The organism is Neorhizobium tunisiense (assembly GCF_039631515.1).
In the GTDB taxonomy this organism is placed as follows: domain Bacteria; phylum Pseudomonadota; class Alphaproteobacteria; order Rhizobiales; family Rhizobiaceae; genus Neorhizobium.
This window is the reverse complement of sequence record NZ_JBDIUU010000009.1, coordinates 151,260-176,078: the sequence shown is the minus strand read 5'-3', so window position 1 is coordinate 176,078 and position 24,819 is coordinate 151,260. Positions and strand designations below refer to the sequence as shown.

26 protein-coding genes and 1 tRNA gene are annotated in these 24,819 nt (G+C 61.6%); 7 read left to right on the top strand and 20 right to left on the bottom strand.

Annotated elements, in window-relative coordinates; translation table 11 throughout:
- On the top strand, window positions 1-513 hold the full coding sequence (locus ABCW43_RS23895) for a TIGR02281 family clan AA aspartic protease (RefSeq protein ID WP_345929091.1): 513 nt from the start codon (window positions 1-3) through the stop codon (window positions 511-513).
- Here ABCW43_RS23895 and deoA read toward each other — a convergent pair whose 3' ends face one another.
- From deoA to ABCW43_RS23850, 9 genes are all read right to left on the bottom strand, one after another.
- Window positions 514-1,824, bottom strand: coding sequence for a thymidine phosphorylase (deoA, locus tag ABCW43_RS23890; protein ID WP_345929089.1), 1,311 nt, complete (start codon window positions 1,822-1,824; stop codon window positions 514-516).
- Window positions 1,825-1,828: 4 nt separating this feature from the next.
- Window positions 1,829-2,599 carry a deoxyribose-phosphate aldolase gene (deoC, locus tag ABCW43_RS23885; protein WP_345929087.1) on the bottom strand — a complete coding sequence of 257 codons (771 nt, stop codon included), beginning with the start codon at window positions 2,597-2,599 and terminating at the stop codon, window positions 1,829-1,831.
- A gap of 213 nt (window positions 2,600-2,812) precedes the next feature.
- On the bottom strand, window positions 2,813-3,601 hold the full coding sequence (locus tag ABCW43_RS23880) for a purine-nucleoside phosphorylase (protein WP_345929085.1): 789 nt from the start codon (window positions 3,599-3,601) through the stop codon (window positions 2,813-2,815).
- A 10-nt stretch (window positions 3,602-3,611) separates the two neighbouring features.
- Window positions 3,612-4,004, bottom strand: coding sequence for a cytidine deaminase (locus ABCW43_RS23875; protein ID WP_345929083.1), 393 nt, complete (start codon window positions 4,002-4,004; stop codon window positions 3,612-3,614).
- 4 nt (window positions 4,005-4,008) lie between these two features.
- Window positions 4,009-4,980, bottom strand: coding sequence for an ABC transporter permease (locus ABCW43_RS23870; protein ID WP_046638057.1), 972 nt, complete (start codon window positions 4,978-4,980; stop codon window positions 4,009-4,011).
- A 4-nt stretch (window positions 4,981-4,984) separates the two neighbouring features.
- A complete protein-coding gene (locus ABCW43_RS23865) occupies window positions 4,985-6,088 on the bottom strand; it encodes an ABC transporter permease (protein ID WP_345929079.1) in 1,104 nt (367 codons plus the stop codon).
- 91 nt (window positions 6,089-6,179) lie between these two features.
- Window positions 6,180-7,703, bottom strand: a complete 1,524-nt coding sequence (locus tag ABCW43_RS23860) for an ABC transporter ATP-binding protein (protein WP_345929077.1) — start codon at window positions 7,701-7,703, stop codon at window positions 6,180-6,182.
- A gap of 76 nt (window positions 7,704-7,779) precedes the next feature.
- A complete protein-coding gene (locus ABCW43_RS23855) occupies window positions 7,780-8,772 on the bottom strand; it encodes a BMP family lipoprotein (RefSeq protein WP_345929075.1) in 993 nt (330 codons plus the stop codon).
- Between the two features lie 353 nt (window positions 8,773-9,125).
- Complete coding sequence (locus ABCW43_RS23850) at window positions 9,126-9,479, bottom strand: hypothetical protein (protein WP_345929073.1); 354 nt, start codon at window positions 9,477-9,479, stop codon at window positions 9,126-9,128.
- Window positions 9,480-9,675: 196 nt separating this feature from the next.
- On the opposite strand from ABCW43_RS23850, the gene ABCW43_RS23845 reads away from it, so the two are divergent.
- Both ABCW43_RS23845 and ABCW43_RS23840 read left to right on the top strand, forming a co-directional pair.
- A tRNA-Ser gene (locus ABCW43_RS23845) sits at window positions 9,676-9,765 on the top strand.
- A 359-nt stretch (window positions 9,766-10,124) separates the two neighbouring features.
- The gene (locus ABCW43_RS23840) at window positions 10,125-10,394 is read left to right on the top strand and encodes a hypothetical protein (protein ID WP_345929072.1); all 270 of its coding nucleotides are present in this window, start codon (window positions 10,125-10,127) and stop codon (window positions 10,392-10,394) included.
- Between the two features lie 67 nt (window positions 10,395-10,461).
- Here the strand turns inward: ABCW43_RS23840 and ABCW43_RS23835 are convergent, their stop codons facing one another.
- Complete coding sequence (locus ABCW43_RS23835) at window positions 10,462-10,791, bottom strand: hypothetical protein (protein WP_345929070.1); 330 nt, start codon at window positions 10,789-10,791, stop codon at window positions 10,462-10,464.
- 238 nt (window positions 10,792-11,029) lie between these two features.
- Between ABCW43_RS23835 and ABCW43_RS23830 the strand changes: the two genes are divergently transcribed.
- The 3 genes from ABCW43_RS23830 to ABCW43_RS23820 all read left to right on the top strand — a co-directional run bounded on the left by ABCW43_RS23830 (window position 11,030) and on the right by ABCW43_RS23820 (window position 14,837).
- A complete protein-coding gene (locus ABCW43_RS23830) occupies window positions 11,030-12,454 on the top strand; it encodes a phosphomannomutase (RefSeq protein ID WP_345929068.1) in 1,425 nt (474 codons plus the stop codon).
- Window positions 12,455-12,482: 28 nt separating this feature from the next.
- On the top strand, window positions 12,483-13,910 hold the full coding sequence (locus ABCW43_RS23825; RefSeq protein ID WP_345929066.1) for a mannose-1-phosphate guanylyltransferase/mannose-6-phosphate isomerase: 1,428 nt from the start codon (window positions 12,483-12,485) through the stop codon (window positions 13,908-13,910).
- A 114-nt stretch (window positions 13,911-14,024) separates the two neighbouring features.
- Window positions 14,025-14,837, top strand: a complete 813-nt coding sequence (locus tag ABCW43_RS23820; RefSeq protein ID WP_345929064.1) for an FkbM family methyltransferase — start codon at window positions 14,025-14,027, stop codon at window positions 14,835-14,837.
- Window positions 14,838-14,908: 71 nt separating this feature from the next.
- Here ABCW43_RS23820 and ABCW43_RS23815 read toward each other — a convergent pair whose 3' ends face one another.
- Together ABCW43_RS23815 and ABCW43_RS23810 are read right to left on the bottom strand one after the other, a co-directional pair.
- Window positions 14,909-15,916, bottom strand: a complete 1,008-nt coding sequence (locus ABCW43_RS23815) for an NAD-dependent epimerase/dehydratase family protein (protein ID WP_345929062.1) — start codon at window positions 15,914-15,916, stop codon at window positions 14,909-14,911.
- 103 nt (window positions 15,917-16,019) lie between these two features.
- Window positions 16,020-16,415 carry a response regulator gene (locus ABCW43_RS23810; protein WP_345929060.1) on the bottom strand — a complete coding sequence of 132 codons (396 nt, stop codon included), beginning with the start codon at window positions 16,413-16,415 and terminating at the stop codon, window positions 16,020-16,022.
- Window positions 16,416-16,734: 319 nt separating this feature from the next.
- Between ABCW43_RS23810 and ABCW43_RS23805 the strand changes: the two genes are divergently transcribed.
- Entirely contained in the window at window positions 16,735-17,133 is a 399-nt protein-coding gene (locus ABCW43_RS23805) for a DUF1236 domain-containing protein (protein WP_345929058.1), read from the top strand.
- Between the two features lie 74 nt (window positions 17,134-17,207).
- On the opposite strand, the gene pncB is transcribed toward ABCW43_RS23805, so the two are convergent.
- The 8 genes from pncB to ABCW43_RS23765 all read right to left on the bottom strand — a co-directional run bounded on the left by pncB (window position 17,208) and on the right by ABCW43_RS23765 (window position 24,760).
- A complete protein-coding gene (gene pncB / locus ABCW43_RS23800; protein WP_345929056.1) occupies window positions 17,208-18,512 on the bottom strand; it encodes a nicotinate phosphoribosyltransferase in 1,305 nt (434 codons plus the stop codon).
- 166 nt (window positions 18,513-18,678) lie between these two features.
- Window positions 18,679-19,008: a hypothetical protein gene (locus ABCW43_RS23795; protein ID WP_345929055.1), complete on the bottom strand. Its 330-nt coding sequence runs from the start codon at window positions 19,006-19,008 to the stop codon at window positions 18,679-18,681.
- A gap of 81 nt (window positions 19,009-19,089) precedes the next feature.
- Window positions 19,090-20,040: a 2-hydroxyacid dehydrogenase gene (locus ABCW43_RS23790; protein ID WP_345929053.1), complete on the bottom strand. Its 951-nt coding sequence runs from the start codon at window positions 20,038-20,040 to the stop codon at window positions 19,090-19,092.
- A 28-nt stretch (window positions 20,041-20,068) separates the two neighbouring features.
- On the bottom strand, window positions 20,069-21,697 hold the full coding sequence (locus ABCW43_RS23785; protein ID WP_345929051.1) for an ABC transporter ATP-binding protein: 1,629 nt from the start codon (window positions 21,695-21,697) through the stop codon (window positions 20,069-20,071).
- Entirely contained in the window at window positions 21,694-22,179 is a 486-nt protein-coding gene (locus tag ABCW43_RS23780; RefSeq protein ID WP_345929049.1) for a type II toxin-antitoxin system VapC family toxin, read from the bottom strand. The genes ABCW43_RS23785 and ABCW43_RS23780 overlap by 4 nt, the downstream gene beginning before the upstream one ends.
- Window positions 22,167-22,463, bottom strand: coding sequence for a hypothetical protein (locus tag ABCW43_RS23775; protein ID WP_345929047.1), 297 nt, complete (start codon window positions 22,461-22,463; stop codon window positions 22,167-22,169). Before ABCW43_RS23775 ends, ABCW43_RS23780 begins: the two co-directional genes overlap by 13 nt.
- A 63-nt stretch (window positions 22,464-22,526) precedes the next feature.
- A complete protein-coding gene (locus tag ABCW43_RS23770; protein WP_345929045.1) occupies window positions 22,527-23,675 on the bottom strand; it encodes an ABC transporter permease in 1,149 nt (382 codons plus the stop codon).
- On the bottom strand, window positions 23,675-24,760 hold the full coding sequence (locus ABCW43_RS23765; protein WP_345929043.1) for a microcin C ABC transporter permease YejB: 1,086 nt from the start codon (window positions 24,758-24,760) through the stop codon (window positions 23,675-23,677). Before ABCW43_RS23765 ends, ABCW43_RS23770 begins: the two co-directional genes overlap by 1 nt.
- Window positions 24,761-24,819 lie beyond the last annotated feature (59 nt).

Sequence of the window (24,819 nt, the reverse complement as noted above, 5' to 3'; positions counted from 1 at the left end):
ATGCTCCTGCGCACCGTCATTTTTGCAACCGTTGCGGCACTGCTGGCGACACAGATCCCAGCCATGATCCAGCGCGCCGATCATCCGCCGGAGACGACGGCCGTCGAAGCACCTGCAAAGGCGACGCCTGTCTCGGTGACGTCCGGCAGCGTGACGCTGGAAGCGGATGGACGCGGACATTTCAACGGCACGTTCCGGATGAACGGCAAATCCGTCGACGGCCTCGTCGATACCGGCGCGTCGCTGGTGGCGATCAACGAGAGCACCGCCCGCAAGCTGGGCTACAGCGCCAACGGACTGGATTTCCGCTACACGGTCAACACCGCCAACGGCGGCACCGAGGCGGCGCATGTGGTCCTCGACCGGATCGAGATCGGCGGCGTGCGCGTCAAGGATGTCGATGCCTTCGTACTGCGCGACAAGGCGTTGACCGGCACCCTGGTCGGCATGAGCTTCCTCAAGAAGCTGAAATCCTTCCAGGTGGAAGGCGGGAACCTGAAGCTGGTGCAGTGATCAGCCGATGCGCTGGAGGATTACCGGCGCAGCTGCGGCGGGGGCATCGGAGATCGTGTAGAAACGCCCGATATCCGCGGCAATCCGTCTGGCATCCTGTTCAGTTCCGGCATGCACCATGGCGATCGGCTCGCCTTCCGACACCCGGCTCCCGAGGGGCAGCAGCTCGCTGATACCGACGCGATGATCGATCGGATCCGCCGCGCGTTTACGGCCTCCGCCGAGTTCGACCACGGCAAGGCCGAGGGCGCGGGTCTCGCAGGCGGCAAGGTATCCATCTCGGGGCGCCGGCACGCGCAAACGCACCGGCGCGCGCTCAAGATAGGTATCCGGCCGCTCGCAGAAATCTGCCGGTCCGCCGAGCGCATGGACCATGCGCGCGAAACGTTCCATCGCTTCGCCTGATGTCAGCGCCATCCGCGCGGTTTCCTCGGCCTGTCCCGGATCGCTCGCAACGCCTGCCTGAACCAGCATTTCCGCCGCCTCCGCCAGGACGACGGTTTCCAGCCGCGTGCCGGCCTTAAGCCCCGCGAGGAAATCGAGACAGTTGACGATTTCGAGCGCATTACCGGCCGCATCGGCGAGCGGCTGGTTCATGTCGGTGATGAGTGCCGCAGTCTTCACGCCGGCACCGTTCGCCACCTCGACCAGCGAGCGGGCCAGCGTCTCCGCCTCCTCCGGACTTTCCATGAAGGCGCCGTTGCCGACCTTCACGTCGAGCACGAGGCTGCCGAGCCCGGCCGCAAGCTTCTTCGAAAGTATCGAGGCGGTAATCAACGGTACGGATTCGACGGTGGCCGTCACGTCGCGGATGCCGTAGAGCCGACGGTCGGCGGGAGCGAGATCGCTCGTCTGTCCGATAATGGCACAGCCGACCTCATCGACGACCTTCCGGAACAGTGTCTCATCCGGCATCACGTTGTAACCCGGGATCGACTGCAGCTTGTCGAGCGTGCCACCGGTATGGCCAAGCCCACGTCCGGAAATCATTGGAACCGCAAGGCCGCAAGCCGCGACGATCGGTGCAAGCATCAGCGAGACATTATCGCCGACGCCGCCTGTCGAATGTTTGTCCACTACCGGCCGGCCAAGACCGTCCCAATTCAGCACTGTCCCGGAATCGCGCATGGCGAGAGTGAGCGCCACTGTCTCATCACGGGACATGCCCCGAAAGAAGACAGCCATGGCGAAGGCAGCGGCCTGGCCCTCGGAGATTTCCTCTTTTGTCAGGGCCGCAATGAAGGATGCGATCTCCTCGCCGGCGAGGACTTTTCCGTCGCGTTTGCGGCGGATGATTTCCTGCGGGATCATCGCGTCAGTAACCGCTCGAAGCACGGACGGTGGTGCCGCCGCTCAACACGCCGAGAATATCATCGAGCAGGCCCGATGCGCCAAAACGGAAGGTGGAGGGCATGATCCAGTTCGGAGCCATGATCGTTTCGGCAAGCCGGAAGTAGAGATCGGCGTCTGCAACGGTCGATATCCCACCGGCGGGCTTGAAGCCGACCCGCTTCTTGGAATCCCGGATCGCCTGCAGCATGATGTCGGCGGCTTCGAGAGTCGCGTTGACCGCGACCTTGCCGGTCGAAGTCTTGATAAAATCAGCGCCGGCAGCGATCGCAAGTTCGGAGGCACGGCGGATGACGGCGCTGTCCTTGATCTCGCCCGTCTCCAGGATCACCTTCAGGCACGCATCGGGGCAGGCAGCGCGGACGGCCTCGACCATTTCGGTCACCGCCGCCTCGTCGCCTGCGAGCAGCTTGCGATAGGGAATGACCATGTCGATCTCATCGGCGCCATCGTCGATCGCCTGCCGCGTCTCTTCGATCACGGTCGCGACGGCCAGATCGCCGGACGGAAAGTTCACGACCGTCGCGATACGGATCGGATGTTCGGGGCCTAATATCTGGCGGGCATGGGCGACGAAACGCGGCCAGATGCAGATCGCCGCCGTGTTGCCGTAAGGCGTCTGGGCGCGCAGGCACAGTTTTTCGATCGCGGCATTATCGCAATCGTCGCGCAGGTTCGTCAGGTCGAGAAGCGATAGCGCTAAGGCTGCCGCCTCACGCGGGCTCAGGAGTTCCATGTCGAGTGCCTCCCCGGCTTGGTTACTGCGCCGGGCGACCGTTGGCCGCATCAGGGACGCAGTAAATTCAAAGGCGACGCAGGTCCGATCAAAGTCTGTTCGACGTCTGGGCCATGCGCCCGATCATATTTACCGTTCAAACGATTAGATGCAAGCCGCACCGGCGGAACGCGTGGCCGCACGGGACGTATCCGATTGAAATACATCGTGTAATCAGGCCAACATTTCTTTCAGAATAGCCGCCAGTCGCTGCCCGCCGACGGGTGCCATGTCCTTGGTTTCCGCGTGACTGAGCTCTGCACCGGTCATGCCTGCGCCGAAATTTGTGATGACCGATGCGGCCGCGACCTTGAGCCCGAAATAGCGTGCGAGGATGACTTCCGGCACCGTCGACATGCCGACCGCGTCGGCGCCAAGCGTGCGTGCCATGCGGATTTCCGCCGGTGTCTCAAAGCTCGGTCCGGAGAACCACATGTAGACGCCTGAGAACAGCGGGATGCCGCAACGGATCGCCGCGTTGCGCATGTCGAGTGCCAGGTCTGCATCATAAGCGGTGGTCATGCCGACGAAACGCCCGTCGCCTTCTTCGCCGATCAGCGGGTTCATGCCGGAATAGTTGATGTGGTCGGAAATCTGCATCACCGAGCCCGGTGGCATATCTTCCCTGAGGGAGCCTGCCGAGTTCGTCAGGATCAGCGACTGGACGCCGAGGCCTTTCATCACCTCGATCGGAAGGCGCATCACCTTGGCATCGCCGCGCTCGTAATAGTGAGCGCGTCCGGAAAGCATGATAACCGGCTCGGCTCCGAGATAACCGGCGACGATTTCGCCCGCATGCCCGGTGACGCCGCTCACCGGGAAACCCTCGAGCGCACCGTAAGGTATGCGGACAGCCTCCGTCACCTCGTTCACCAGCGAACCGAGGCCGGAGCCGAGCACGACCGCGTGGCGCGGCACCAGGCCGTTCAGGCGATCGACGAGCAGATCGATGACTTGCCTCATGTCCACCGCCTCAGCCGATCGCATCGGTTTCGAACGCAAATGGCAGGAGTTCCGCCATGGTGACGGTTTTCTGCACGCCGAGATCGTCGCAGAGATAGATACGTGTACCGGCGGAGGCGAACTCGGCAATCTTCTGCCGGCAGCCGCCGCAGGGCGAGCACAGCGCCAGCTTTTCGGCGATCACCGCCAACTCGACGATCTTCTTTCCCCCGCCCATGATCATTGCGCCGATCGCCGTCGGCTCGGCGCACCACCCTTGAGGAAAGGAGATGTTCTCGATATTGGCGCCGAGATAGACCTTGCCGTCATCGGCACGGAGCGCCACACCTACCGGGAACTTCGAATAGGGGGCATGGGCCTTGGCCATCGCGCCACGGGCGGCTTCGAAAAGGTCGTGGGACATCTTATCAGCGCTCCTTGGTATAGGGCACGCCGCCGGCCTTGGGCGGACGAGCGGTGCCGATGAAACCGGCCAGCAATACGCAGGTGAGGATATAGGGCAGCGCCTGGAAGATCTGTACCGGTACTTCGCCGATCAGCGGCAGCGACTTGCCCTGCATGAAATTGGCAAACGCATCGAGGAAACCGAAGAGAAGGCAGGCAAGCATGACCGGCACCGGCTTCCACTTGGCGAAGATCAGCGCCGCGAGCGCGATATAACCCTTGCCGGCCGACATGTTGTTGATGAAGGCGGCCGATTGGGCGATCGACAGATAGGTGCCTGCGAAACCGCAGAGGAACCCGGCGACGATCAGCGAGCGATAGCGCATCCAGGCAACCGAAATGCCGGCGGTATCCACCGCACCCGGATTTTCACCCACGGCGCGCAGGCGCAACCCAAAGCGAGTGCGATAGAGAACCCACCAGGAGATCGGCACCATCAGGAAGGCGATGTAGGTGAGGATGTTGTTGCCGGAGATCACGTTGGCATATAGCGGGCCGATGATCGGTACGTCGCGCATCATGTCGGCGCCCGGCAGGACGATGGACGAGAACCGTCCCTCGGGCGGCACCTGGCCGGTGCGTCCGCCCTGCCTGAACCAGGCCTGGCCCAGCACGATCGTCAGACCGGCAGCCACGAAATTCAGCGCCACGCCGGAGACGATCTGGTTGCCGCGATTGGTGATCGAGGCAAAGCCGTGCACGAACGAAAACACGATCGACACGCCGATGCCGCCGAGCAGGCCGAACCAGGCATTGCCGGTCCAATAGGCAACGCAAGCCGCTGCGAAAGCCGACGCCAGCATCTTGCCTTCCAGGCCGATATCGAAAATGCCGGCGCGTTCCGAAAAGAGGCCGGCGAGCGCCGTGAACAGAAGCGGGATCGAAAGACGAACCGCCGATCCGAGAATGCTGATGAAAATATCGAAATAATCCATGAGCCTACTTCCCGGTGAGCTGCTGGTAGAGCCGGACGATGGACGGGCGCAGCATGTATTCCAATGCACCGGCGAACAGGATCACCATGCCCTGGATGACGACGATCATGTCGCGCGTGATGCCCGGCATGTCGAAGGAGAGTTCGGCACCGCCCTGATAGAGAATGCCGAACAGCAGCGCTGCCAGGATGATGCCGGCCGGGTGATTGCGGCCCATCAGCGAGACGGCGATGCCGACGAAACCGGCGCCGCCGACGAATTCGATCTGCAGGCGGGCGGAGGCGCCCATCACCGGGTTCAGCGCCATCATGCCGGCAAGGCCGCCGGAGATCAGCATGGTGATCATGACGATCCTGGAATAGCGGATGCCGGCGTAACTGGCGGCCGTCGGGCTGATGCCGAGCGTGCGCATTTCATACCCGAGCTTCGTGCGCCAGATCAGTACCCAGACCAGGAAGCACATGACCAATGCAATCAGGAAGGAGAAGTTGAACGGGGCTGCGCCGATCTTGCCGCCGAACATGGCGATCAGCCAGTCGAGCTTCGGGAGCTGGCCCCCGGGCAGGAAGGTGCGTGTTTCCGGCGCCATCTTGCCCGGCACGATCAGCAGGCGCACCAGCACGTAGTTCATCAGCGACGAGACGATGAAATTGAACATGATGGTGGTGATGACGATATGGCTGCCGCGCTTGGCCTGCAGCCAGGCGGGAATGGCGGCACAGGCCGCGCCGAACAGCGCGGCGCCGATGACAGCGAACGGCATGGTCACATACCAGGGCACATAACTGTCCATGGCGAGCGCCACGAGCGCCGCGCCAAGACCGCCGAGATAGGCCTGGCCTTCCGAACCGATGTTGAACAGGCCGGCATGGATCGCGACCGCCACCGAAAGACCGGTGAAGATGAAGCTCGTCGTGTAGAACAGCGTGAAACCGATGCCCTCGCCACGGCCGAGCGCGCCGACCAGCAGCAATTGCAGCGCCTCGAACGGGCTTTCGCCGATCGCCCAGACGACCAGGCCGGAAAAAAAGAACGCCAGGATGAGGTTGAGCAGCGGAATGAGGCCGTAATTGATCCAGGCGGGAAGCGGAACGGATGCGGTGCTCATGCCCCTGCCCTCGTCCGCCGTGCCGCCGCCGAAAGTTCAATCATTCCATGCTCCGGATGGGTCATTGCTGAAAGCGTCATTGGTCCGGGCGTCATGCGGCGATCCCGGCCATCATCAGGCCCAGCGTCTGCTCGCCCGCCTCGCTCGACTTTTCGCCGACGATCTTGCCGGCAAACATCACCAGGATGCGGTCGGAGAGCGAACGGATCTCGTCGAGCTCCACCGAGACCAACAGTACCGCCTTGCCGGCATCGCGCATCTCGATGATCCGCTTGTGGATGAATTCGATCGCACCAATATCGACGCCGCGGGTCGGCTGACCGATGATCAGCATTTTCGGATCGCGCTCGATTTCGCGGGCCACGACGATCTTCTGTTGGTTGCCGCCGGAAAAATTGGCCGTCCGCAACCGCGGGTTCGGCGGGCGGATATCGTATTTCGCGATCTTTTCCTCGGCATCCTTGCGCATCGCATCGAGGTCCAGGAGCGGCCCCCGGCCGTATTTCGCATCCCGGTGATAGCCGAGGACCGAGTTCTCGTATTCCTCGAATTTCAGGACCAGGCCCATGTGGTGGCGGTCTTCGGGGATATGCGCCAGCCCGAGATCGCGCAGGCCCGCCGGATCGACCCCCGCGACAGGCTTGCCGTGGATAAGGATTTCGCCGGACGATGGCTTGCGGATGCCGGCGATCGCTTCGAGAAGCTCCGACTGGCCGTTGCCGGCAACGCCCGCGATACCGACGATCTCGCCGGCGCGGACATCGAAGGAGACATCATCGACCATGGTGACGCCGCGGCTGTCCTTGACCGTCAGGTTCCTGACCGACATCAGGACGGCGCCCGGATGGGCGGCACCCTTTTCGACGCGCAGCAGGACGCGGCGGCCGACCATGAGTTCGGCAAGCTCCTCGACGGTCGTTTCGGCGGTCTTGCGGGTCGCGACCATTTCGCCGCGGCGCATGACCGACACCGTGTCGGTGATCGCCATGATCTCGCGCAGCTTGTGGGTGATGAGGATGATCGTCTTGCCCTGATCGCGCAGCACGCGCAGGACCTTGAAGAGGTGGTCCGCTTCCGGCGGCGTCAGCACGCCGGTCGGCTCATCGAGGATGAGGATGTCGGCACCGCGATAAAGCGCCTTCAAAATCTCGACGCGCTGCTGGCTGCCGACCGGCAGTTCCTCGATGACCGCATCCGGATCGACCTCGAGGCCGTAGTCGTCCTCCAGCCGCTTCAGTTCCTTGCGGGCGCTCGCGACGCCCTTGGCCAGCAGCTGGCCGCCTTCGGCCCCGAGCATGACGTTTTCCAGCACGGTGAAATTCTCGACCAGCATGAAATGCTGGTGCACCATGCCGATGCCAGCGGCGATGGCCGCCTGGCTATCCCGGATCGTCACCGGCTTTCCGGAAATGCGGATCTCCCCATGGTCGGCCTGGTAGAAGCCATAGAGGATCGACATCAGGGTCGATTTGCCGGCGCCGTTCTCCCCGATGATACCGTGGATCGAGCCTTTGGCGACCGTCAGATTGATGTTCTTGTTCGCGTGTACCGTGCCGAACTTCTTGTCGATGCCGACAAGCTCGATCGCGGGATCCTTCGGAGAATCGAGGCTCAATGGTCCGCCCTTCCGCCTGATATGCAAAAAGGGCGCATGGCGATCATCATCGCCCTGCGCCCCCTCTAAACCCGCCTTACTTGTTGCAGGCGTTGTTCGACATGTAGTCATGCACCTTGACGGTACCGGCGATGATGTCGGCCTTGGCCTTTTCGACAGCAGTCTTCATTTCAGGCGTGATCAGTGCCTTGTTGTTGTCGTCGAGCGCGTAGGCGACGCCATCTTCCTTGACGCCGAGCGCCAGGATGCCGGCCGTGAACTTGTCTTCCTTGGTGTCCTTGAAGGCATTGTAGACGGCAAGATCGACGCGCTTGACCATCGAGGTCAGGACCGAACCCGGATGCAGGTGGTTCTGGTTCGAATCGACGCCGATCGACAGCTTCTTGTTGTCGGCGGCAGTCTGCAGCACGCCGAGGCCGGTCGCACCGGCAGCCGCGTAAACGATGTCAGCACCCTGGTCGATCTGGTTCTTGGTAAGCTCGCCACCGCGGACGGGGTCGTTCCAAGCAGCACCGGTCGTGCCGGTCATGTTCTGGAAGACCTGCGCATCGGGCTTGGCCGCCTTGACGCCCTGAACGTAACCGCAGGCGAACTTGCGGATCAGCGGGATGTCCATACCGCCGACGAAACCGACCTTGCCGGTCTTCGACGCCATGCCGGCGAGAAGGCCGACGAGGTAGGAGCCTTCTTCTTCCTTATAGAGGACAGAGCGGACGTTCTTCAGCTTGACGACCGAATCAACGATCACGAACTTGGTGTCCGGGAATTCAGCGGCGACCTTTTCCATGGCCGAGGTCCAGGCGAACGATACGGCGACCACGGGATTGAAACCGCGGCTCGCGAAGTTGCGGATCGCCTGCTCGCCCTGGGTGTCGTTGGTCGGCTCGAAATCCCGGAATTCGATCCCCGTTTCCTTCTTGAACTTTTCGGCGCCATTGGCGGCCGCCTCGTTGAAGGATTTGTCGAACTTGCCGCCCGTGCCATAGACCAGCGCCGGCTTGATATCCGCAGCAAGCGCGGTCGCCGACATGGCAGCCATGGCAATGAGGCTCAAAAGGGTTTTCTTCATCGTGCAGCCCTGTTTTTTAGCTGTTAGGTCCTCCCGCAATCCCCGTTCCCCGGTGATGTCTGCGGCCACCTGCCCTTTCTGTGAAGGGTCTGGCTTCGGGCACTCTTGCACGGGTTTGCGAAAAATTCACGAGATTTTTTTCAACTGGTAAAAAACAACCGGCCTGCTGAAAACTTCGCCAATGTTCTGGAAAAACTGCACAAACGGACGGCTTGAGGCGCGGTCCCGCGGGTGAGCCAAGGGGGATCGCGGGCAACCAACATACAGTCCATGATTGCGGCTCGGCACCACTTACGACGCTACAGGCAACAGTTTTCGGCGAGATCTCAGAGGGCTGCGGGATCAGCCTGGCTTCAGGCGGAAAACCGCCCGGCGAAATGCGGCCTGCTATATCCGGCCATCCAGAAGATCAGCGCGATCGCCAGAAACACCACGAATGCCGGCTGCGCCAGCACCGGTGTGACGAAGGGCCGCCAGATATCCTGACTGACATATGTGCTCACCACGAATTCCGCGAGCGTCAGGCTTTCCGGATCGAGGTTGAGCCAGGCGTTACCAAGGCTGGTCAGCACCATGGACGAAGCCGACACGGACTGGATCGAATCCAGCGTGCCGGCAACGATCGCGGCAACCAATGCAAGCCCGCTGAGCAGATGGAAAACGAACCGTATGACTGCCATCCCGAACAAGCCCGCGTCGTTGATCACGGTCGCGCCGCCTGCAGCGCGACAGCGTTTCTGGCGGGAAGAAATAGTCCCCGCGCGAAGGCTTGGCAACGCAGCCAGACGGGTTTTCCCGCCCACTGTCAAAAAACGTTCAGATTCGGGTTGATCCCGGGGAATTGATCGGTATATATCGCGGCCGTTCCAACGTTTTGCTTCTCAGACGACGCAAAGCAACCAAGGACAGGTGGCCGAGTGGTTTAAGGCGCACGCCTGGAACGCGTGTGTGCGTGAAAGCGTACCGTGGGTTCGAATCCCACCTTGTCCGCCATTGGCTTTTTAAAATAGCTGTTTCTTCTGCATATTTTCCGGCCGCGGCAGATGCCCTCGATTGGCCTGCGTTTCGCCGGGATCGTGTTCGTGAGACCGCGGTGATCGCTGGCGTTCACCGCGACGTTCGCCGATTTCCGACGTGGTCGAGCATCGACCGTCCTGAGGACTGCCGGCGACTCGACATCACTGCTCCATGATCCGAGACGGCCTCGGGGGGAGGGGGAGCATCTGGGCCGGACAGCGGCCGCGGCCGGCAACTCTGACCGGACATGAACGCATCTGTCAGCGTTCGTTCATTTTCCGCGGCCTACCCTCACGGAAACCGCCAGTCCAGCGGCCAATCCGAAGGAGGAGAAGATGAAAAAGTTCATTGCCGCCTGCATCATCGGGCTTGGATGTCTCACCACCACCGCGGCCCCGACCCTCGCCGACAGTTTCAGCATAACGATCGGCGATCGAGGATATCGGCCGGCCGGACACCACTATCGGCCGGGGTACCATCGCTACCATCGCCCTTACTACCGGCAATATTCCAGGCACCACTACCGACCGCACTGCAGGGTCCGGAGCGTCGAGTACCGCCATCACGGGCGGTGGGTCACCAAGACGACACGCGTCTGCAGATAAATCGATCCCGATGGCGAGACCCCGACATGGCTGGCGGGGTCGACTGGCTCGCGGCCGAGGCTGGGCGTTATTGGGAGATCGAAAAGCTGACCTGCCGCCAGCGGCTCAATTGCCGATCGAAAGCGACCACGAGTTCGAAATCCCTGCGGTCCAGGCCCTTGTCAGTGTTGATGTCGGCAGAACCGGCCATCAGAAATCGGCAATCGTCGATCCAGCGGAGGTCGCCCCAGGCGACATCGACGATTTCGGGACGCTCTTCGACGAGCTGGCGGGACTTCTCGAACGCGATGTTTCCCGGGCACGTTTCGTCTTCGGTCGGCTCGCCCATGGCCATGAGAACCGCAAGGCCGGCGATCGGCACCACGAAGGCGACGCTCTTTAGGATATTCGCTCCCATCACGGCTCTCCCAAACTTCGAACCCGAAGCAGCCGAACTCAAGAAACAAGGCCCGGCCATCCGGACAAGCCCGATTACGCAGAAAGGATAACACCATTCCGTGCGGCCCGCCACGCTTTGCGGAAACGTGGCCCTTCGGCCTTGAGGACCACCGATTTGGGGTCTTGCCAGTTTCGACTTTATTTTCATAGGAAATGAACTAGGACGAACAGTGCAGGAATCTGCTGATGGGTATGGCATGAAATTCGGAACGAGCGGTCTTCGCGGCCTTGTGACTGACCTGGAGGGGCGGGCCTCATCGCTCTACACCCAGGCCTTTGCCCGGCATCTCTTGGAAACGGGCGCTGCCCGGCCCGGTGACGCCGTGCTGGTCGGCCGCGATTTCCGTCCGTCGAGCCCCGGTATTGCCGCCACCTGCATCGGCGCACTCAGACGTGCCGGCCTTTCGCCGATCGACTGCGGGGCCGTGCCGACGCCGGCGCTGGCGCTCTACGGCATTCAACTCAATGCCGCTTCGTTGATGATCACCGGTTCGCACATCCCGGCGGATCGCAACGGCATCAAGTTCTACCGACCAGACGGGGAGATCGACAAACAGGACGAGATCCGGATCACGGCGGTCGCCGCCGAACTGGACAGAAGCCAGATCGACACGACGCCGGGCGAAGCGCCGGATCATTCGGCCGAAGCCGAGGCGCTGTTCCTCGCCCGCAACGCGGCAATGCTGCCGGAAGGCGCGCTCGCTGGCCTCAGGGTCGGCGTCTACCAGCATTCTACGGTCGCCCGCGATCTCATGGTGCGGGTTCTTGAAGGCTACGGCGCAAACGCCGTGCCGCTCGGCCGCTCCGAGGATTTCATTCCGGTCGATACGGAAGCGGTCTCGACTGAGACGATCGAGCTTCTCAAGGGCTGGGCGCGCGAACACGGGCTCGATGCGATCGTCTCCGCGGACGGCGACGGCGACCGGCCGCTGGTTTCCGACGAAACCGGCGAGCCGTTGCGCGGCGACCTTCTAGGCCTTATCGCGGCGAAATTCCTCGGAGCACGCGTCGTCGTGACGCCGGTCACCTCCAATTCGGGCATTGAGGCGGCCGGGGGGCTCGAGGTTGTCCGCACCAAGGTCGGATCGCCTTTCGTGATCGCTGGTATGCTCACAGCAGTCGAAGCCGGGAGAACGGGCGTCATGGGGTTCGAGGCAAACGGCGGGCTTCTGACCGCCTCGCCTTTCGATACCGGCTCGGGCACGCTCTTACCGCTGCCGACCCGCGACAGTTTTCTGCCGGTGCTGGCGACGCTTGTGCTCGCCGCCCGCGAAAAGAAACCCCTGTCCCAGGTTGCCGCCGCCTTCCGGCTGCCGTTTGCCGCAGCCGACCGGCTGGAGAATTTTCCCGTGGAAACGAGCGCTGCGCTGATGGCGCATCTCAGGCAATCCGACGACAATCTTGCAGCCTTCCTCGCGCCGATTTCGACAGTCGCCGCCAAAAGCGATATCGATGGCCTGCGGGTGGCACTTGAAGATGGTCGGGTCGTGCATTTCCGACCATCGGGCAACGCACCGGAAATGCGCTGCTATGTCGAGGCCGGGACGGAGGACGAAGCGAAGTCCCTGCTGCACGAGGGCCTGAGCCTCATCCGCGCCTGGGCTGCAAAAATTGAACGATAACTGGACGATAACTGCCGGAGATATTGGAATGAATAGCAAGATCATCCCCGTCATCATGGCAGGCGGCAAGGGAACGCGGCTCTGGCCGCTGTCGCGCGCCAGTGCGCCGAAACAGTTCATCCAGTTCATCGGCGACAAGACGCTGTTCCAGTCGACGCTGTCGCGTGTTTCAGACCAGAAGCTCTATGAAGCCCCGGTCGTCATCACCAACGAGGACTTCCGGTTCCTGGTCGCCGAACAGGCGCGCGAACTCGGCATCAAGCTCTCCGGCATCCTGCTTGAGCCCGTCGCCCGCAACACGGCTCCGGCAGTCGCCGTCGCTGCCGCCTTCGTCGAAAGCCGGTTCGGCGAGGACGCCGTCCTGCAGGTGCTTGCCTCCGATCACGAGATCACCGCCGATGCCGGTTATTTCGATACGATCCGCGTTGCCAAAGAGACAGCCCTGTCCGGCAAGCTCGTCACGTTCGGCATTGCTCCGACGGAGCCCGCCACCGGTTATGGTTATATCGAGATCGGCGAGGCGCTGCCGGCTGGCGCCTGCAAGGTCAAGCGGTTCGTCGAAAAGCCGATCCTGGCCGAGGCGGAGAAGATGCTGTCTGCCGGCGGCTTTGCCTGGAACTCCGGCATCTTCATGTTCAAGGCCGGGCAGGTGTTGAGCGAACTGAGCTCCTTCGCGCCGGAGGTCGAGGCGGCCGCGCGCGCGGCGCTTGCCAAGGCTTCGAGCGATCTCGACTTCACCCGCCTCGACGCGCAGGAATTTGCCGCAAGCCCGGATATCTCCATCGATTACGCGCTGATGGAAAAGACCTCGAATGCGGCGGTCGTGCCTTCCTCGTTCAACTGGTCGGATCTCGGAAGCTGGGACGCGGTCTGGAAACTCGGCGCCCGCGACGAGGCCGGCAACGTCACTTCCGGCAATGCGACGCTGATCAACACGAAGAATTCGCTGGTGATGTCGCGCACCAGCCATCTCGCCGTGCAGGGGCTGGACGGCGTGGCCGTCATCGCCAGCGAGGATGCCGTCTATATCGGTCGGCTGGAGGACAGCCAGGATGTCGGCAAGATCGTCAAGCAGCTCGCCGCCGCCAAGGCGACCGCGGCGCTGACCGAAACCCATCCGACCTCCTACCGGCCCTGGGGCGGCTATACGTCGGTGCTGAACGGCGACCGGTTCCAGGTGAAGCGCCTGTTCGTGACGCCCGGCAAGAAGCTCTCGCTGCAGAAGCACCACCACCGCTCCGAACACTGGATCTGCGTCAAGGGCACGGCGGAAGTGACGATCGGCGAAGAAACCCGCGTCGTGCGCGAGAACGAGTCCGTCTATATCCCGCAGGGCGAAGTGCACCGGCTCGCCAATCCAGGCAAGATCATGCTTGAGATGATCGAGGTGCAGACCGGTTCCTATCTCGGCGAGGACGACATCATCCGCATCGTCGATGAGTTCGGGCGCGGCTGAGGCTTTCATGGAAATTGACGGCAGCCTGTTTGGTTACCGTCTCTGCAGCTCTGAAACAGGCGGATTATCCGCCGATAGTGGAAAGGGTATCGCATGCGCCCCCGGAATTTCCTCTTGTCTGCATCAGCACGAAGTGTCGGACCGTTGCTGCACAAACCCTCCCTTCAACGGATAGTATTCAACGCCGTGCGGTTGAACCGCCCCGAGGTAACGGATTGGCTGCAATCCGATGACCTATCGTTCATGGCATACTGCGTTGCGAGGCGCCGGAAATCGAAGGCGCAGATTTTGCAGGATCTCTGGGTTTGCTATGAGCTCGGGGAAAAGAACGGCGGCTTCTTTGTCGAGTTCGGCGCCACGAATGGAGCTATCAACAGCAACACGTGGCTGCTCGAGAAAGAACTCAATTGGCGGGGAATTTTGGCGGAGCCGAATCCCATCTGGCATGCCGCACTCGCGAGAAACCGGACGGTACATATTGAACATCTATGTGTGTCTTCCAGGTCGGAAGAGGTTGTGAGATTCCTAGCAACGGACGGCGTCGATCCTGAGCTCAGCACGATTGCTTCTTTCGCCGATGGCGATCATTTCGCCGACGTCCGCAGGGGCGGAACCGCTCTCGATGTAAAGACTATTTCCCTAAACGATCTGCTCGACAAATATGACGCTCCCCGAGAGATAGACTATATTTCCATCGATACCGAAGGTAGCGAACTCGATATCTTGTCAGCGTTCGATTTTACCCGTCGACGAGTCAATCTCATTTCGGTCGAGCAGAATTCCAAGACCGAGAAGGGTATCGGAGACCTATTGCTGCGAAACGGCTACTTTCGCGTTTTTCCGCAGTTCTCGCAGTGGGACGGATGGTACGTTTCCTCGGAATTGAGGTCGCGAGCACCGTTCGAGATCGCCGCGCCATCTGTTTGAGGCACGAAGCCCGGATGACAGTCTCGTCGAGGCAGTTCGGGCGCGGCTGAGGCGCTTCAGCGCATGTCGCCTCAGTCGATCTCGTGGCGGTGGTCGAGATACCATTGGACGAAGGCCTTGACGCCTTCTTCAAGCCCGATTTCCGGCTTGCGGCCGGTGAGCGCCACCAGAAGATCGGGGCTGGCGAAGGTTCTCGGCACGTCGCCCTTCTGCATCGGCAGCATCTTGCGCTTGGCCGATTTCCCCATGATCCGCTCGATGGTCTCGACGAAATCGAGGAGGCCCGACGGCTGTCCGCCGCCGATATTGACGACGCGGAACGGTGCCTGATGAGAGAGCGTATCGATGCCCGCGACGCGATTGTCCTCGCCCGGATAGACCTTGGAGAGGTCGATGATCGAATTCACCAGGTCGTCGATATAGGTGAAGTCCCGGCTCATCTTGCCTTCGCCGTAGATCTCGATCTCGCGATCCTCGATGATCGCCTTGACGAACTTGAAGAGCGCCATGTCCGGCCGGCCCCAGGGGCCATAGACCGTGAAGAAGCGGAAGGCGGTAATCGGCACCTTGTAGAGATGGGCATAACTGTGCGCCATCAGTTCCATGGCCTTCTTGCTCGCCGCATAAAAGGTCAGGGGTTCGTCGGCGCGGTCGCTTTCGCGGAAAGGAATGTCCGGATTGGCGCCGTAGACCGACGACGTCGAAGCGAGCATCAGATGGCCGACGCCGTAGTTGCGGGCAATCTCCAGGATATTCCAGGAGCCGATGAGATTGGAATCGAGATAAGCCTTGGGGTTTTCAAGGCTGTAGCGCACGCCGGCCTGGGCGGCGAGGTGTATCAACACATCCGGCTTGAAGTCCTCGACCGACTTGTCGAGCAACGACTTGTCTTCCAGCATGCCAATGACCGGGCGGAAGGCCGGGAACTGCGCCAGCCCGGCATTGCGGGCTTCCTTGAGGCGCAGGCTGTAGTAGGGCGTCATCCCGTCGAAGCCTAGAACCTCGTGGCCATCCTCCAGCAGGCGTCGTGCCAAATGGAAACCAATGAAGCCTGCCGTCCCGGTGATGAAGTAACGCATGTATGACCCGCTGTCGCTCTGGGGCCGATCCCATAGCGCGGATATCCGGCCCTGTCATCTCAGGCGCAGAAGTTATTTAAACTGCCGGACAATCAGGCCGCTTTCAGTGAAAGAGCCGCAGCCGCGCCGGCGGCACGCCCGGCCGGCCGTTCTTCCGATCGACGGCGAACTGGATGAGGTCCATCGAGGCCTGGTCGGTCAGCGGTTTTGCCATCACGCCGAGGACACCGGAGACGCCCGCGCCCACGAGCCCCGGATTGCCGGTGATCATGATCACCACGATGCCGTATTCCGCCAGCGCCTTGGCGATCTCGGGGCCGGTCTCGCCATCGGCAAGCCGCACGTCCACGAAGGCGATATCGGTGTCACGGGTATAGTTCAGCGCCACCGTCATGTCGGGTGCTATTCCGACGACGTCATGGCCGCTTCGATGGATGGCGTCCTCGATATCCATCGCGACCAGCAAACTGTCTTCGACGATCAGGAAACGATATTCCACCAGCAGATCCTCCCGGACTGAAGGAGGCAAATAGACTCCGATCGTCGCTTGGCAATAGGAGCAGGGTCCCGATATCGATTTTTTGATCTAGATCCCTGGCGTCGAGCCGCGGCACGGACACCCGGCCGATGGATTTGCCGGAACGGCGGTGACCAGGGTTACGTCGCCGGTTAGCCGTTTGGCAAGCGGAACGTCGTCCGTATCTTCGAGTACCGCTCGCTCAAGATTTCAGACCCTTACGAAAGGTGACTGGTAGACAGGAACCACTCAAAAACTGGTGGGTTAGCCCTTCGGAAGTTCAAAGAAGAGGAGAAGACCCATGAAGAAGATCATTCTCGCGTCCTGCGCCATTCTCGCCGCTTCCTTTGCGACCCAGGCCGTGGCCCAGCAGGGCACCGTCAACGGCGCTGCCGGTGGAGCTATTACCGGCGCCATCGTCGGCGGTCCGGTCGGCGCCGCGGTGGGTGGGGTCGTCGGCGCCGTAGCCGGTACCGCGATCGATCCGCCACCGCGCGAAGTCGTCACTTACGTCGAGGAACAGCCAGCACCGACCGCTTCCGTGATCGTCGAACAGCCGATCGCTGTCGGCAGGCCGCTCCCCCAGAGCGTCGTCGTTACACCGGTGCCCAGCAATCCGAAATATGCCTATACGGTGGTCAACAATCAGCGCGTGATCGTCGATCCGCAGACCCACACCGTCGTGCAGGTCATCCGGTAAGCGCGGTTTAAGGCAATCAATGCAGACAGGCTCCGCCTACTTCCAGCGGGGCCTGTTCCCGTTCGAGCGGTCGTCTAGACGAGGACAACCTGATCGACGCGATCTTCCTGACCGAAAAACTTGAGATAGCGTTCGACCTCGGCGGGATCTCCCGTTGCCTTGCGCGGATTGTCGGAGAGTTTCACCGCCGGACGGCCATTCGCCTCGCTTACCTTGCAGACGATGGAGATCGGCATCAGGCCGGCAATCTCGTGGGGTGCGCAGCCGGCGAAATCGTTGGTCAGGTTGGTGCCCCAGCCGAAGCTCATGCGCACGCGGCCCTCGAAATGCCGGTAGGTATCGATGATCGCATCGACGTCCAGCCCGTCGGAGAAGATCAGCAGTTTTTCCTTGGGGTTGCGGCCCATCTTCTTCCACCAGGCAATGATCTTTTCGCCGCCCTCGATCGGCGGCGCGCTGTCGGGGCGGAAACCGGTCCAGTCGGCCACCCAGTCCGGCGCATCGCGCAGGAACGCCGCCGTGCCGAAGGAATCCGGCAAAACGATCAGCAGGTTGCCGCCGTAAAGCCGGTTCCAGTCCTTCAGGACCTGGTAAGGGGAGGCGCGCAGCTGCTCGTCAGTATCGGCGAGTGCCGCGGCCACCATGGGCAACTCGTGCGCGTTGGTCCCCACGGCTTCGAGATCGGAGTCCATCGCCAGCAGGACGTTGCTGGTGCCGGTAAACGCCGGGCCGATGCCTTCCTTGAGCGCCTCGACACACCAGCGCTGCCACAGGAAACTATGGCGGCGGCGCGTGCCGAAATCGGAGATGCGCAGGCCCGGCAAGGCCTGCAGCCGCTCGACCTTTTCCCACATCTTGGCCTTGGCTCGCGCATAAAGCACATCGAGCGTGAAGAAGCCCAGCGAGCGCATCGCGGAGCGGGAGCGCAGCTCGTTGATGATCGCAAGGGCCGGAATTTCCCAGAGCGTCGTTTCCATCCACTTGCCGTGGAAGGTCAGTTCGTACTGGCCGTCGCGCTTCGAAAGCTCGTATTCCGGCAGCTTGTAGGTGGACAGCCAGTTCAGGAATTCGGGCTCGAAAATCTGCTTGCGACCATAAAACGTGTTACCCGCGAGCCAGATCATCTCCTTCTTCGACAGGCCGACCGTGCGGGCATGGTCGAGTTGCTCGCGCAGCGCGCCCTCTTCGATCTCCTCCGCCAGCTTGACGCTGGTCGTGCGGTTGATCAGCGAGAAGGTGGCGTCCACGTCCGGATGGAGCTTCCAGATCATCTGCAGCATCAGGAGCTTGTAGAAATCCGTATCGATCAGACTGCGGATGATCGGGTCGAGCTTCCAGGTGTGATTGTAAACCCTGCTCGCGATATCGGTCTTGGTCATGCCTGCCCCTGCCCCGGCCCTTCCGGGCCGGCTCCGCCGATTTCGATGCATATGGAGGCAGCGGCTGATCAACCTCCGGGCATTTTTATCGAAAAAAATGCAGAGTAAGTCCAGACGCAATTCGGCCGCGAGGGATCGCGGCCGAAGAAATCACCAATGATGCACGTCAGTTGCCTGACTGGGAGTTGGTTGCCGGTGGCGTGGCGGCCGGCGGCGTAGAGGGATTGGCGGTCGGCGGCGCATTCGGGTTTGCGGGCGTCGTGCTTCCGGCTGGCGGCGTAGCGGTCTGTTCGTCCGGTGGTGCGGAGCTCTGGCCGTACCACTCGGCGCCCGCCCAGGCGACCATTGCCAGGATGAGGCCGGCAATCAGCATCTTCAGCACCGGCGCGCCCCAGCTTCCCTGGCGCGCTTCCGTGGCGGTTTCCACCACCGGCGGCGAACCGATCGGGTTCGGATGACGGGTTTCGGCGTCCTCGGGATCGAAACGAGTGTTCATGATTTCGCTCCTTGTTCGGCCGGAATGCCCGGCCCGTGCACAAGAAACGGTTGGCGGATACGAATGTTCCGGCAGGGGGGGTCAGTAGCCCGCCCGGCGATCCACCACGTGCTGCAGGGGGGCGCCCGCCTCGTAACGCTCCATCTGGGTTTCCGCGTTGCGGAACAGCGCCCTCACATCGGACGCGGAAGCAGCGTGCGGCGTAATGATGACATTGTCCATCTCCCAGAGCGGACTATCCGCGCTGAGCGGCTCCTTCTCGAAGACATCCAGCGACGCGCCGCCGAGAATGCCGTTATCGAGCGCGGCAACAAGATCGCTCTCCACCTGGCTGCCGCCGCGTCCGGCATTGATGAAGACCGGTCTGCCCAGGGCGCCGCCCTGGCGAAGCTTCGCAAACAGCGAGGCATTGAAGATGCCGCGCGTCTCCGGCGTCAGCGGCAGGAGGCCGACGAGAATATCGGTGCGGGCAAGGAAAGTATCGAGTTCGCCACCATCGAAAGTCTCGACACCTTCGATCGTCTTCTTACTGCGCGACCAGCCGATCACATCGAAACCCATGATCTTCAGCTTCCGGACAGAGTCCAGGCCGAGCACGCCAAGGCCCATCACGCCGACGGTCAGGTCCTTCGCTTCCGGCTGGGAGAGTTCGCGCCACTGGCGTTCGCGCTGCTGCCCGAGATAGGCCGGCACCTGCCGCAGGTGGCTCAGGGCCTGCAGCACGACCCATTCGCTCATCCGCGTCGTCAGGCTTTCGTCCACGAAACGGACGATCGGGATATCCGGCAGGCCGGGCATGGTGAGGATATAATCAACGCCGGCGCCGCCGGAAAACAGGACTTCCAGCTTCGGCGCCCGCTGGAACAGGTCCGGGTCCGGCTTCCAGATCACCGCATAGCGGGCCTCGGAAATGTCCAGGCCGGGGTCGGAGGCGTGCAGCACGGTGCGGCCGGTGAAGGCGCTTGCGAGCGCAGCGTCGATCTCGCGGCGCTCGAATTTAAGATCGACGACGACCGGATGTTTGGCAGGCATGGACTGATGACCTTGATCTAATTCAGGTTTATTGACTGATGGCTTCGATTTCGACGGCTTCAAGATTGAAGGCTGCGGCCATCAGGGCACGGGTATAATCCTGCCTCGGCGCCTGGAAAATCTGGTCCGCGGGACCTTCTTCCACCACCTTGCCGAGCCGCATGACAATGACGTGGTTGGCGAGCGCCTTCACGACCTTCAGATCGTGGCTGATGAAGAGATAGGCGAGATCGTGCTTCTTCTGCAGGTCGCGCAACAGATCGACGACCTGCGCCTGGACGGTCATGTCGAGCGCCGACGTCGGCTCGTCGAGCATCACGAAACGCGGTTTCAGCACCATGGCGCGGGCGATCGCGATGCGCTGCCGCTGGCCGCCGGAAAATTCGTGCGGATAACGCCAGCGGGTCGCCGGATCGAGGCCGACCTCGCTCAAGGCCCAGGCGACGCGCTCGTCGCGGTCGTCGGCGGAGAGCGACCGTTCATGCACCTTCAGCCCCTCGGCGACGATATCGCCGACCGACATACGGGGGCTCAGCGATCCGTAAGGATCCTGGAACACCACCTGGAGACGGTCGCGGAACGGTCGCATCTCCTTGAAGGAGAACTTGTCGATGTCCGTTCCGATGAAGGCGATGCGGCCCTTGGAGGAGATGAGCCTTGCCAGCGCCAGGCCGAGCGTCGTCTTGCCGGAACCGGATTCGCCGACGACGCCGAGCGTTTCGCCTGCCCGAAGCTCGAGATCGACGCCATCGACCGCCTTCACATGATCGACCACCTTGCGCAGGAAACCCGCCTTGATCGGAAACCAGACGCGGATGTCCCTGCCTTCCATCACCACCGGCTTCGAGGGATCGGTCGGTGGCGGCTCGCCGCGCGGCTCGGAGGCGAGCAGATGACGCGTATAGGCGTGCTGCGGGCTGGTGAAGACATCCTCCACCGTGCCGGTCTCGACGATCCTGCCCTTGGTCATGACGCAGACACGATCGGCGAATTTCCGGACGATGCCCAGGTCGTGGGTGATGAACAGCATGGACATGCCGTGCTCGCCCTTCAGTCCGCGCAGAAGATCGAGGATCTGCGCCTGCACGGTGACGTCGAGCGCCGTGGTCGGCTCGTCGGCAATCAGCAGTTTCGGGCGGTTGGCGAGCGCCATGGCAATCATGACGCGCTGGCGCTGGCCGCCGGACAGTTCGTGCGGATAGGCTTTCAGCCGCTTTTCCGGCTCGCGTATGCCGACCTGGTTCAGGAGTTCGAGGGTGCGGATACGCACTGCGTGACCGGCAATTCCGTGATGAAGTTCCAGGATTTCCCCGATCTGCTTCTCGATCGAATGAAGCGGATTGAGCGAGGTCATCGGCTCCTGGAAGATCATCGTGACGTCGTTGCCGCGCACATGGCGCAGTTCTGGCTCGGACGCCTTCAACATGTCCTTGCCGTCGAACAGGATCTGGCCGGACGGGTGGCTTGCCGAAGGATAGGGCAGCAGCTTGAGGATGGAATTGGCCGTCACCGACTTGCCGGACCCGGATTCCCCGACCAGCGCCATCACCTCGCCGGGCATGATATCGAACGAGACCCTATCGACGGCAATCGAGGTATCGCCGCCTTGATGGAAGGCGACGGAGAGATCGCGGACGGAAAGAAGCGGCTCTGTCATCGGCCAAGGCTTTCGATGAGTGATTGCAGCGTAGGCGCGTCGGGGCGGAGAACCCCTAGTTCATTCGCCTGAAAGGCCTGCTCGTTTATCCCCGCATCTGCCGTGAGGATGTGCGAACACCGTGTTCCAATTGCGGTTGAAAGATGAATGGCGTCCGGCAATTTCAGTCCTTGCTTACGTGAGCGCAGGAATGCAGCCTGCACAAGAACCGACCGTTCAACTGGGTGCACCTCCAGCCATTCATTACTCTGAAGCAATGATGCATAGGCTTCTATGAACGTCGCATCATTAGCCCTATATGGCACGACAAGAAGCTCGGAAAGTGTCAGCTCGCTCGTCACAAAGAGGCGATTTGAGAAATTTTTGCCCACCGCAAAGAGATTTGACAACATAGCGCCCGAGGCGTCCTTTTTTTCGAACGCCAATATGAAGATATTCGTATCAAGATAGATACGAGCAAAGCTCCCCATCAATAGTCCCATTCGTCCCGCAATTCTCGAATGCGAGCTACGGCTTCTTCCATGGACACGGATGGCCTGTCCTCTGCCCTGATCCGGCGGATCATCTCCAGCGTTTCCTCAATCGTGAGTGGCTTTCGCACCGGCATCCCGAAGTCCTTGAAGACGGAATCGCGTTCGATATCCTCGGCATCGGTTACAGTGTGACTTTCGATGACCACCCGCACGGTCGCGTCCCTCTCCAGTCCCTCCCGAAGGTCCTCGGGAAGGTTGGCGACTGGATAGTGCTCTCTGACGATCTTGTTCATGGCGTCACGCTCGCTGGCCTCCCCGACAATCTAGCGCATCCATCGCGCAATTACGACCCGCGCTCACCCGAACGTCTTTCTGGGATCGAAGGCATCGCGCACGGCCTCGCCGATGAAGATCAGCAATGACAGCATGAGGGACATTGTGAAGAAGGCAGTGAAGCCGAGCCACGGCGCCTGCAGGTTGTTCTTTCCCTGCGAAATCATCTCGCCGAGAGACGGAGAGCCTGCCGGCAGGCCGAATCCCAGAAAGTCGAGCGAGGTCAGCGTCGCGATCGAACCCGACAGGATGAAGGGCAGAAAGGTCAGCGTCGCGACCATGGCGTTCGGCAGCAGGTGCCGGGACATGATCGTCCAGTTGCCGACGCCGAGCGCGCGGGCGGCGCGGACATATTCGAAATTGCGGGCCCGCAGGAATTCGGCGCGCACCACCCCGACGAAACCGACCCAGGAGAACAGCAGGAGGATGCCGAGCAGGATGAAGAATCCCGGCGGCAGAATCGAGGCGATGATCAGCAGGATGTAGAGAACCGGCATGGACGACCAGATCTCGATGAACCGCTGCATCAGCAGGTCCGTCCATCCGCCGAAATAACCCTGCACCGCGCCGGCCGTCACACCGATCACCGCCGAGCAGATCGTCAGTACCAGGCCGAACAGGACGGAGATGCGGAAGCCGTAGATCATGCGGGCGGTCACGTCGCGTGCCTGGTCGTCGGTGCCGAGCCAATTCAGGTTGCCGAGGATGCAGTTCGGGTCCTGATCCTTCTGCGGATAGGCGGCGCAGCGATCCGCCTTCTCCATCAGCCAGAAGGGTTCGGTCGGCGCCGAATGGGGGATGTTGGAATTGACCGTCTGGTAGGAATAGCGGATCGGCGGCCAGACCATCCAGCCGTTCGCCTCGATTTCCTGCTGGATGTAGTCGGAGCGGTAATCGGTCGTCGCCAGGAAGCCGCCGAACTTCTCTTCCGGATAATCCACCAGGACCGGGTAGAGGATCTCGCCCTTGTAGGAGGCGACGATCGGCCGGTCGTTGGCGATGAATTCCGCAAACAGGCTGAGCACGAAAAGGATCATGAACAGCCAGAACGACCAGTAACCACGCTTGTTGGCGCGGAAATTGGCGAGCCGGCGGCGGTTGGTCGGCGAGATCCAGGGCCGCTTTTGCGGCGGTGCCGTCTGCACGGGGATCTTTGCGGCGGTCGCCTCCATCAGACATCCCTCCGCTCGAAATCGATGCGCGGGTCGATCCAGGTATAGATCAGGTCCGAAATCAGGCTGACGAACAGGCCCATCAGCGAGAATATGTAGAGCGTGCCGAAAACGATCGGGTAATCGCGGTTGACGATCGCGAGGTAACCGAGGCGCCCCAGTCCATCGAGCGAGAAGATGTTCTCGATCAGCAGCGAACCGGTGAAGAATGCGGAGATGAAGGCGCCCGGAAACCCTGCGATGACGATCAGCATGGCATTGCGGAAGACGTGGCCGTAGAGAACCTGCCGCTCGTTCAGGCCCTTGGCGCGGGCCGTCGTCACATACTGTTTCTTGATCTCGTCGATGAACGAGTTCTTGGTCAGCAGAGTGGTGGTGGCGAAGGCCGACAGCGACATCGCGATCAGCGGCAATGTCAGGTGCCAGAAATAGTCGATGATCTTCTCCCACCAGGAGAGTTCGGAAAAATTATCCGAAACTAGGCCGCGCAAGGGGAACCAGTCGAAGAAGGAACCGCCCGCGAAAAGCACGATCAGCAGGATGCCGAACAGGAAGCTCGGCACCGCATAACCGATAATGATCACCCCGGATGTCCAGACGTCGAAAGTCGAGCCGTCCTTGACGGCCTTGCGGATGCCCAAGGGAATCGAGATCAGATAGGAGACGATCAGGATCCAGAAGCCGAGCGAGATCGATACCGGCATCTTGTCGATGATCAGATCGAGAACCGAGGTATTGCGGAAGAAGCTCTCGCCGAAGTCGAAGCGGATGTAATTCCACATCATTTCGAGGAAGCGGGTCGCCGGCGGCTTGTCGAAACCGAACTGCTTCTCGAGCTTGGCGATGAATTCCGGGTCGAGGCCCTGGGCACCACGGTAGCGGCTTTCCTCGCCTCCGCCCTGCTGCTGGAGCACGTCGCCGCCACCGCCGGAAAGCCGGTCGCCGGTATCCTGGCCCTGGATCTGGGCGATCACCTGCTCGACCGGGCCTCCCGGCGCGAACTGCACGACGAGGAAGGAAATCGCCATGATGCCGACGATCGTCGGTATCATCAGCAGAAGACGGCGGAGAATATAGGCGCCCATCAGAGCTCCCTGCCCGTGGCCACAGGGCTTGTCTCACCGCATATCCCAATGCCGATCAA

Coding starts and splice junctions, on each gene's coding strand:
- ABCW43_RS23775 (WP_345929047.1), bottom strand. CDS start 22,463: ATGAACAAGATCGTCAGAGAGCACTATCCAGTCGCCAACCTTCCCGAG.
- pncB (WP_345929056.1), bottom strand. CDS start 18,512: ATGACCAAGACCGATATCGCGAGCAGGGTTTACAATCACACCTGGAAG.
- deoC (WP_345929087.1), bottom strand. CDS start 2,599: ATGGAACTCCTGAGCCCGCGTGAGGCGGCAGCCTTAGCGCTATCGCTT.
- ABCW43_RS23805 (WP_345929058.1), top strand. CDS start 16,735: ATGAAGAAGATCATTCTCGCGTCCTGCGCCATTCTCGCCGCTTCCTTT.
- ABCW43_RS23880 (WP_345929085.1), bottom strand. CDS start 3,601: ATGAGGCAAGTCATCGATCTGCTCGTCGATCGCCTGAACGGCCTGGTG.
- ABCW43_RS23875 (WP_345929083.1), bottom strand. CDS start 4,004: ATGTCCCACGACCTTTTCGAAGCCGCCCGTGGCGCGATGGCCAAGGCC.
- ABCW43_RS23840 (WP_345929072.1), top strand. CDS start 10,125: ATGAAAAAGTTCATTGCCGCCTGCATCATCGGGCTTGGATGTCTCACC.
- ABCW43_RS23795 (WP_345929055.1), bottom strand. CDS start 19,008: ATGAACACTCGTTTCGATCCCGAGGACGCCGAAACCCGTCATCCGAAC.
- ABCW43_RS23825 (WP_345929066.1), top strand. CDS start 12,483: ATGAATAGCAAGATCATCCCCGTCATCATGGCAGGCGGCAAGGGAACG.
- ABCW43_RS23785 (WP_345929051.1), bottom strand. CDS start 21,697: ATGACAGAGCCGCTTCTTTCCGTCCGCGATCTCTCCGTCGCCTTCCAT.
- ABCW43_RS23765 (WP_345929043.1), bottom strand. CDS start 24,760: ATGGGCGCCTATATTCTCCGCCGTCTTCTGCTGATGATACCGACGATC.
- ABCW43_RS23815 (WP_345929062.1), bottom strand. CDS start 15,916: ATGCGTTACTTCATCACCGGGACGGCAGGCTTCATTGGTTTCCATTTG.
- ABCW43_RS23870 (WP_046638057.1), bottom strand. CDS start 4,980: ATGGATTATTTCGATATTTTCATCAGCATTCTCGGATCGGCGGTTCGT.
- ABCW43_RS23770 (WP_345929045.1), bottom strand. CDS start 23,675: ATGGAGGCGACCGCCGCAAAGATCCCCGTGCAGACGGCACCGCCGCAA.
- ABCW43_RS23835 (WP_345929070.1), bottom strand. CDS start 10,791: ATGGGAGCGAATATCCTAAAGAGCGTCGCCTTCGTGGTGCCGATCGCC.
- deoA (WP_345929089.1), bottom strand. CDS start 1,824: ATGATCCCGCAGGAAATCATCCGCCGCAAACGCGACGGAAAAGTCCTC.
- ABCW43_RS23865 (WP_345929079.1), bottom strand. CDS start 6,088: ATGAGCACCGCATCCGTTCCGCTTCCCGCCTGGATCAATTACGGCCTC.
- ABCW43_RS23830 (WP_345929068.1), top strand. CDS start 11,030: ATGAAATTCGGAACGAGCGGTCTTCGCGGCCTTGTGACTGACCTGGAG.
- ABCW43_RS23855 (WP_345929075.1), bottom strand. CDS start 8,772: ATGAAGAAAACCCTTTTGAGCCTCATTGCCATGGCTGCCATGTCGGCG.
- ABCW43_RS23895 (WP_345929091.1), top strand. CDS start 1: ATGCTCCTGCGCACCGTCATTTTTGCAACCGTTGCGGCACTGCTGGCG.
- ABCW43_RS23790 (WP_345929053.1), bottom strand. CDS start 20,040: ATGCCTGCCAAACATCCGGTCGTCGTCGATCTTAAATTCGAGCGCCGC.
- ABCW43_RS23780 (WP_345929049.1), bottom strand. CDS start 22,179: ATGGGACTATTGATGGGGAGCTTTGCTCGTATCTATCTTGATACGAAT.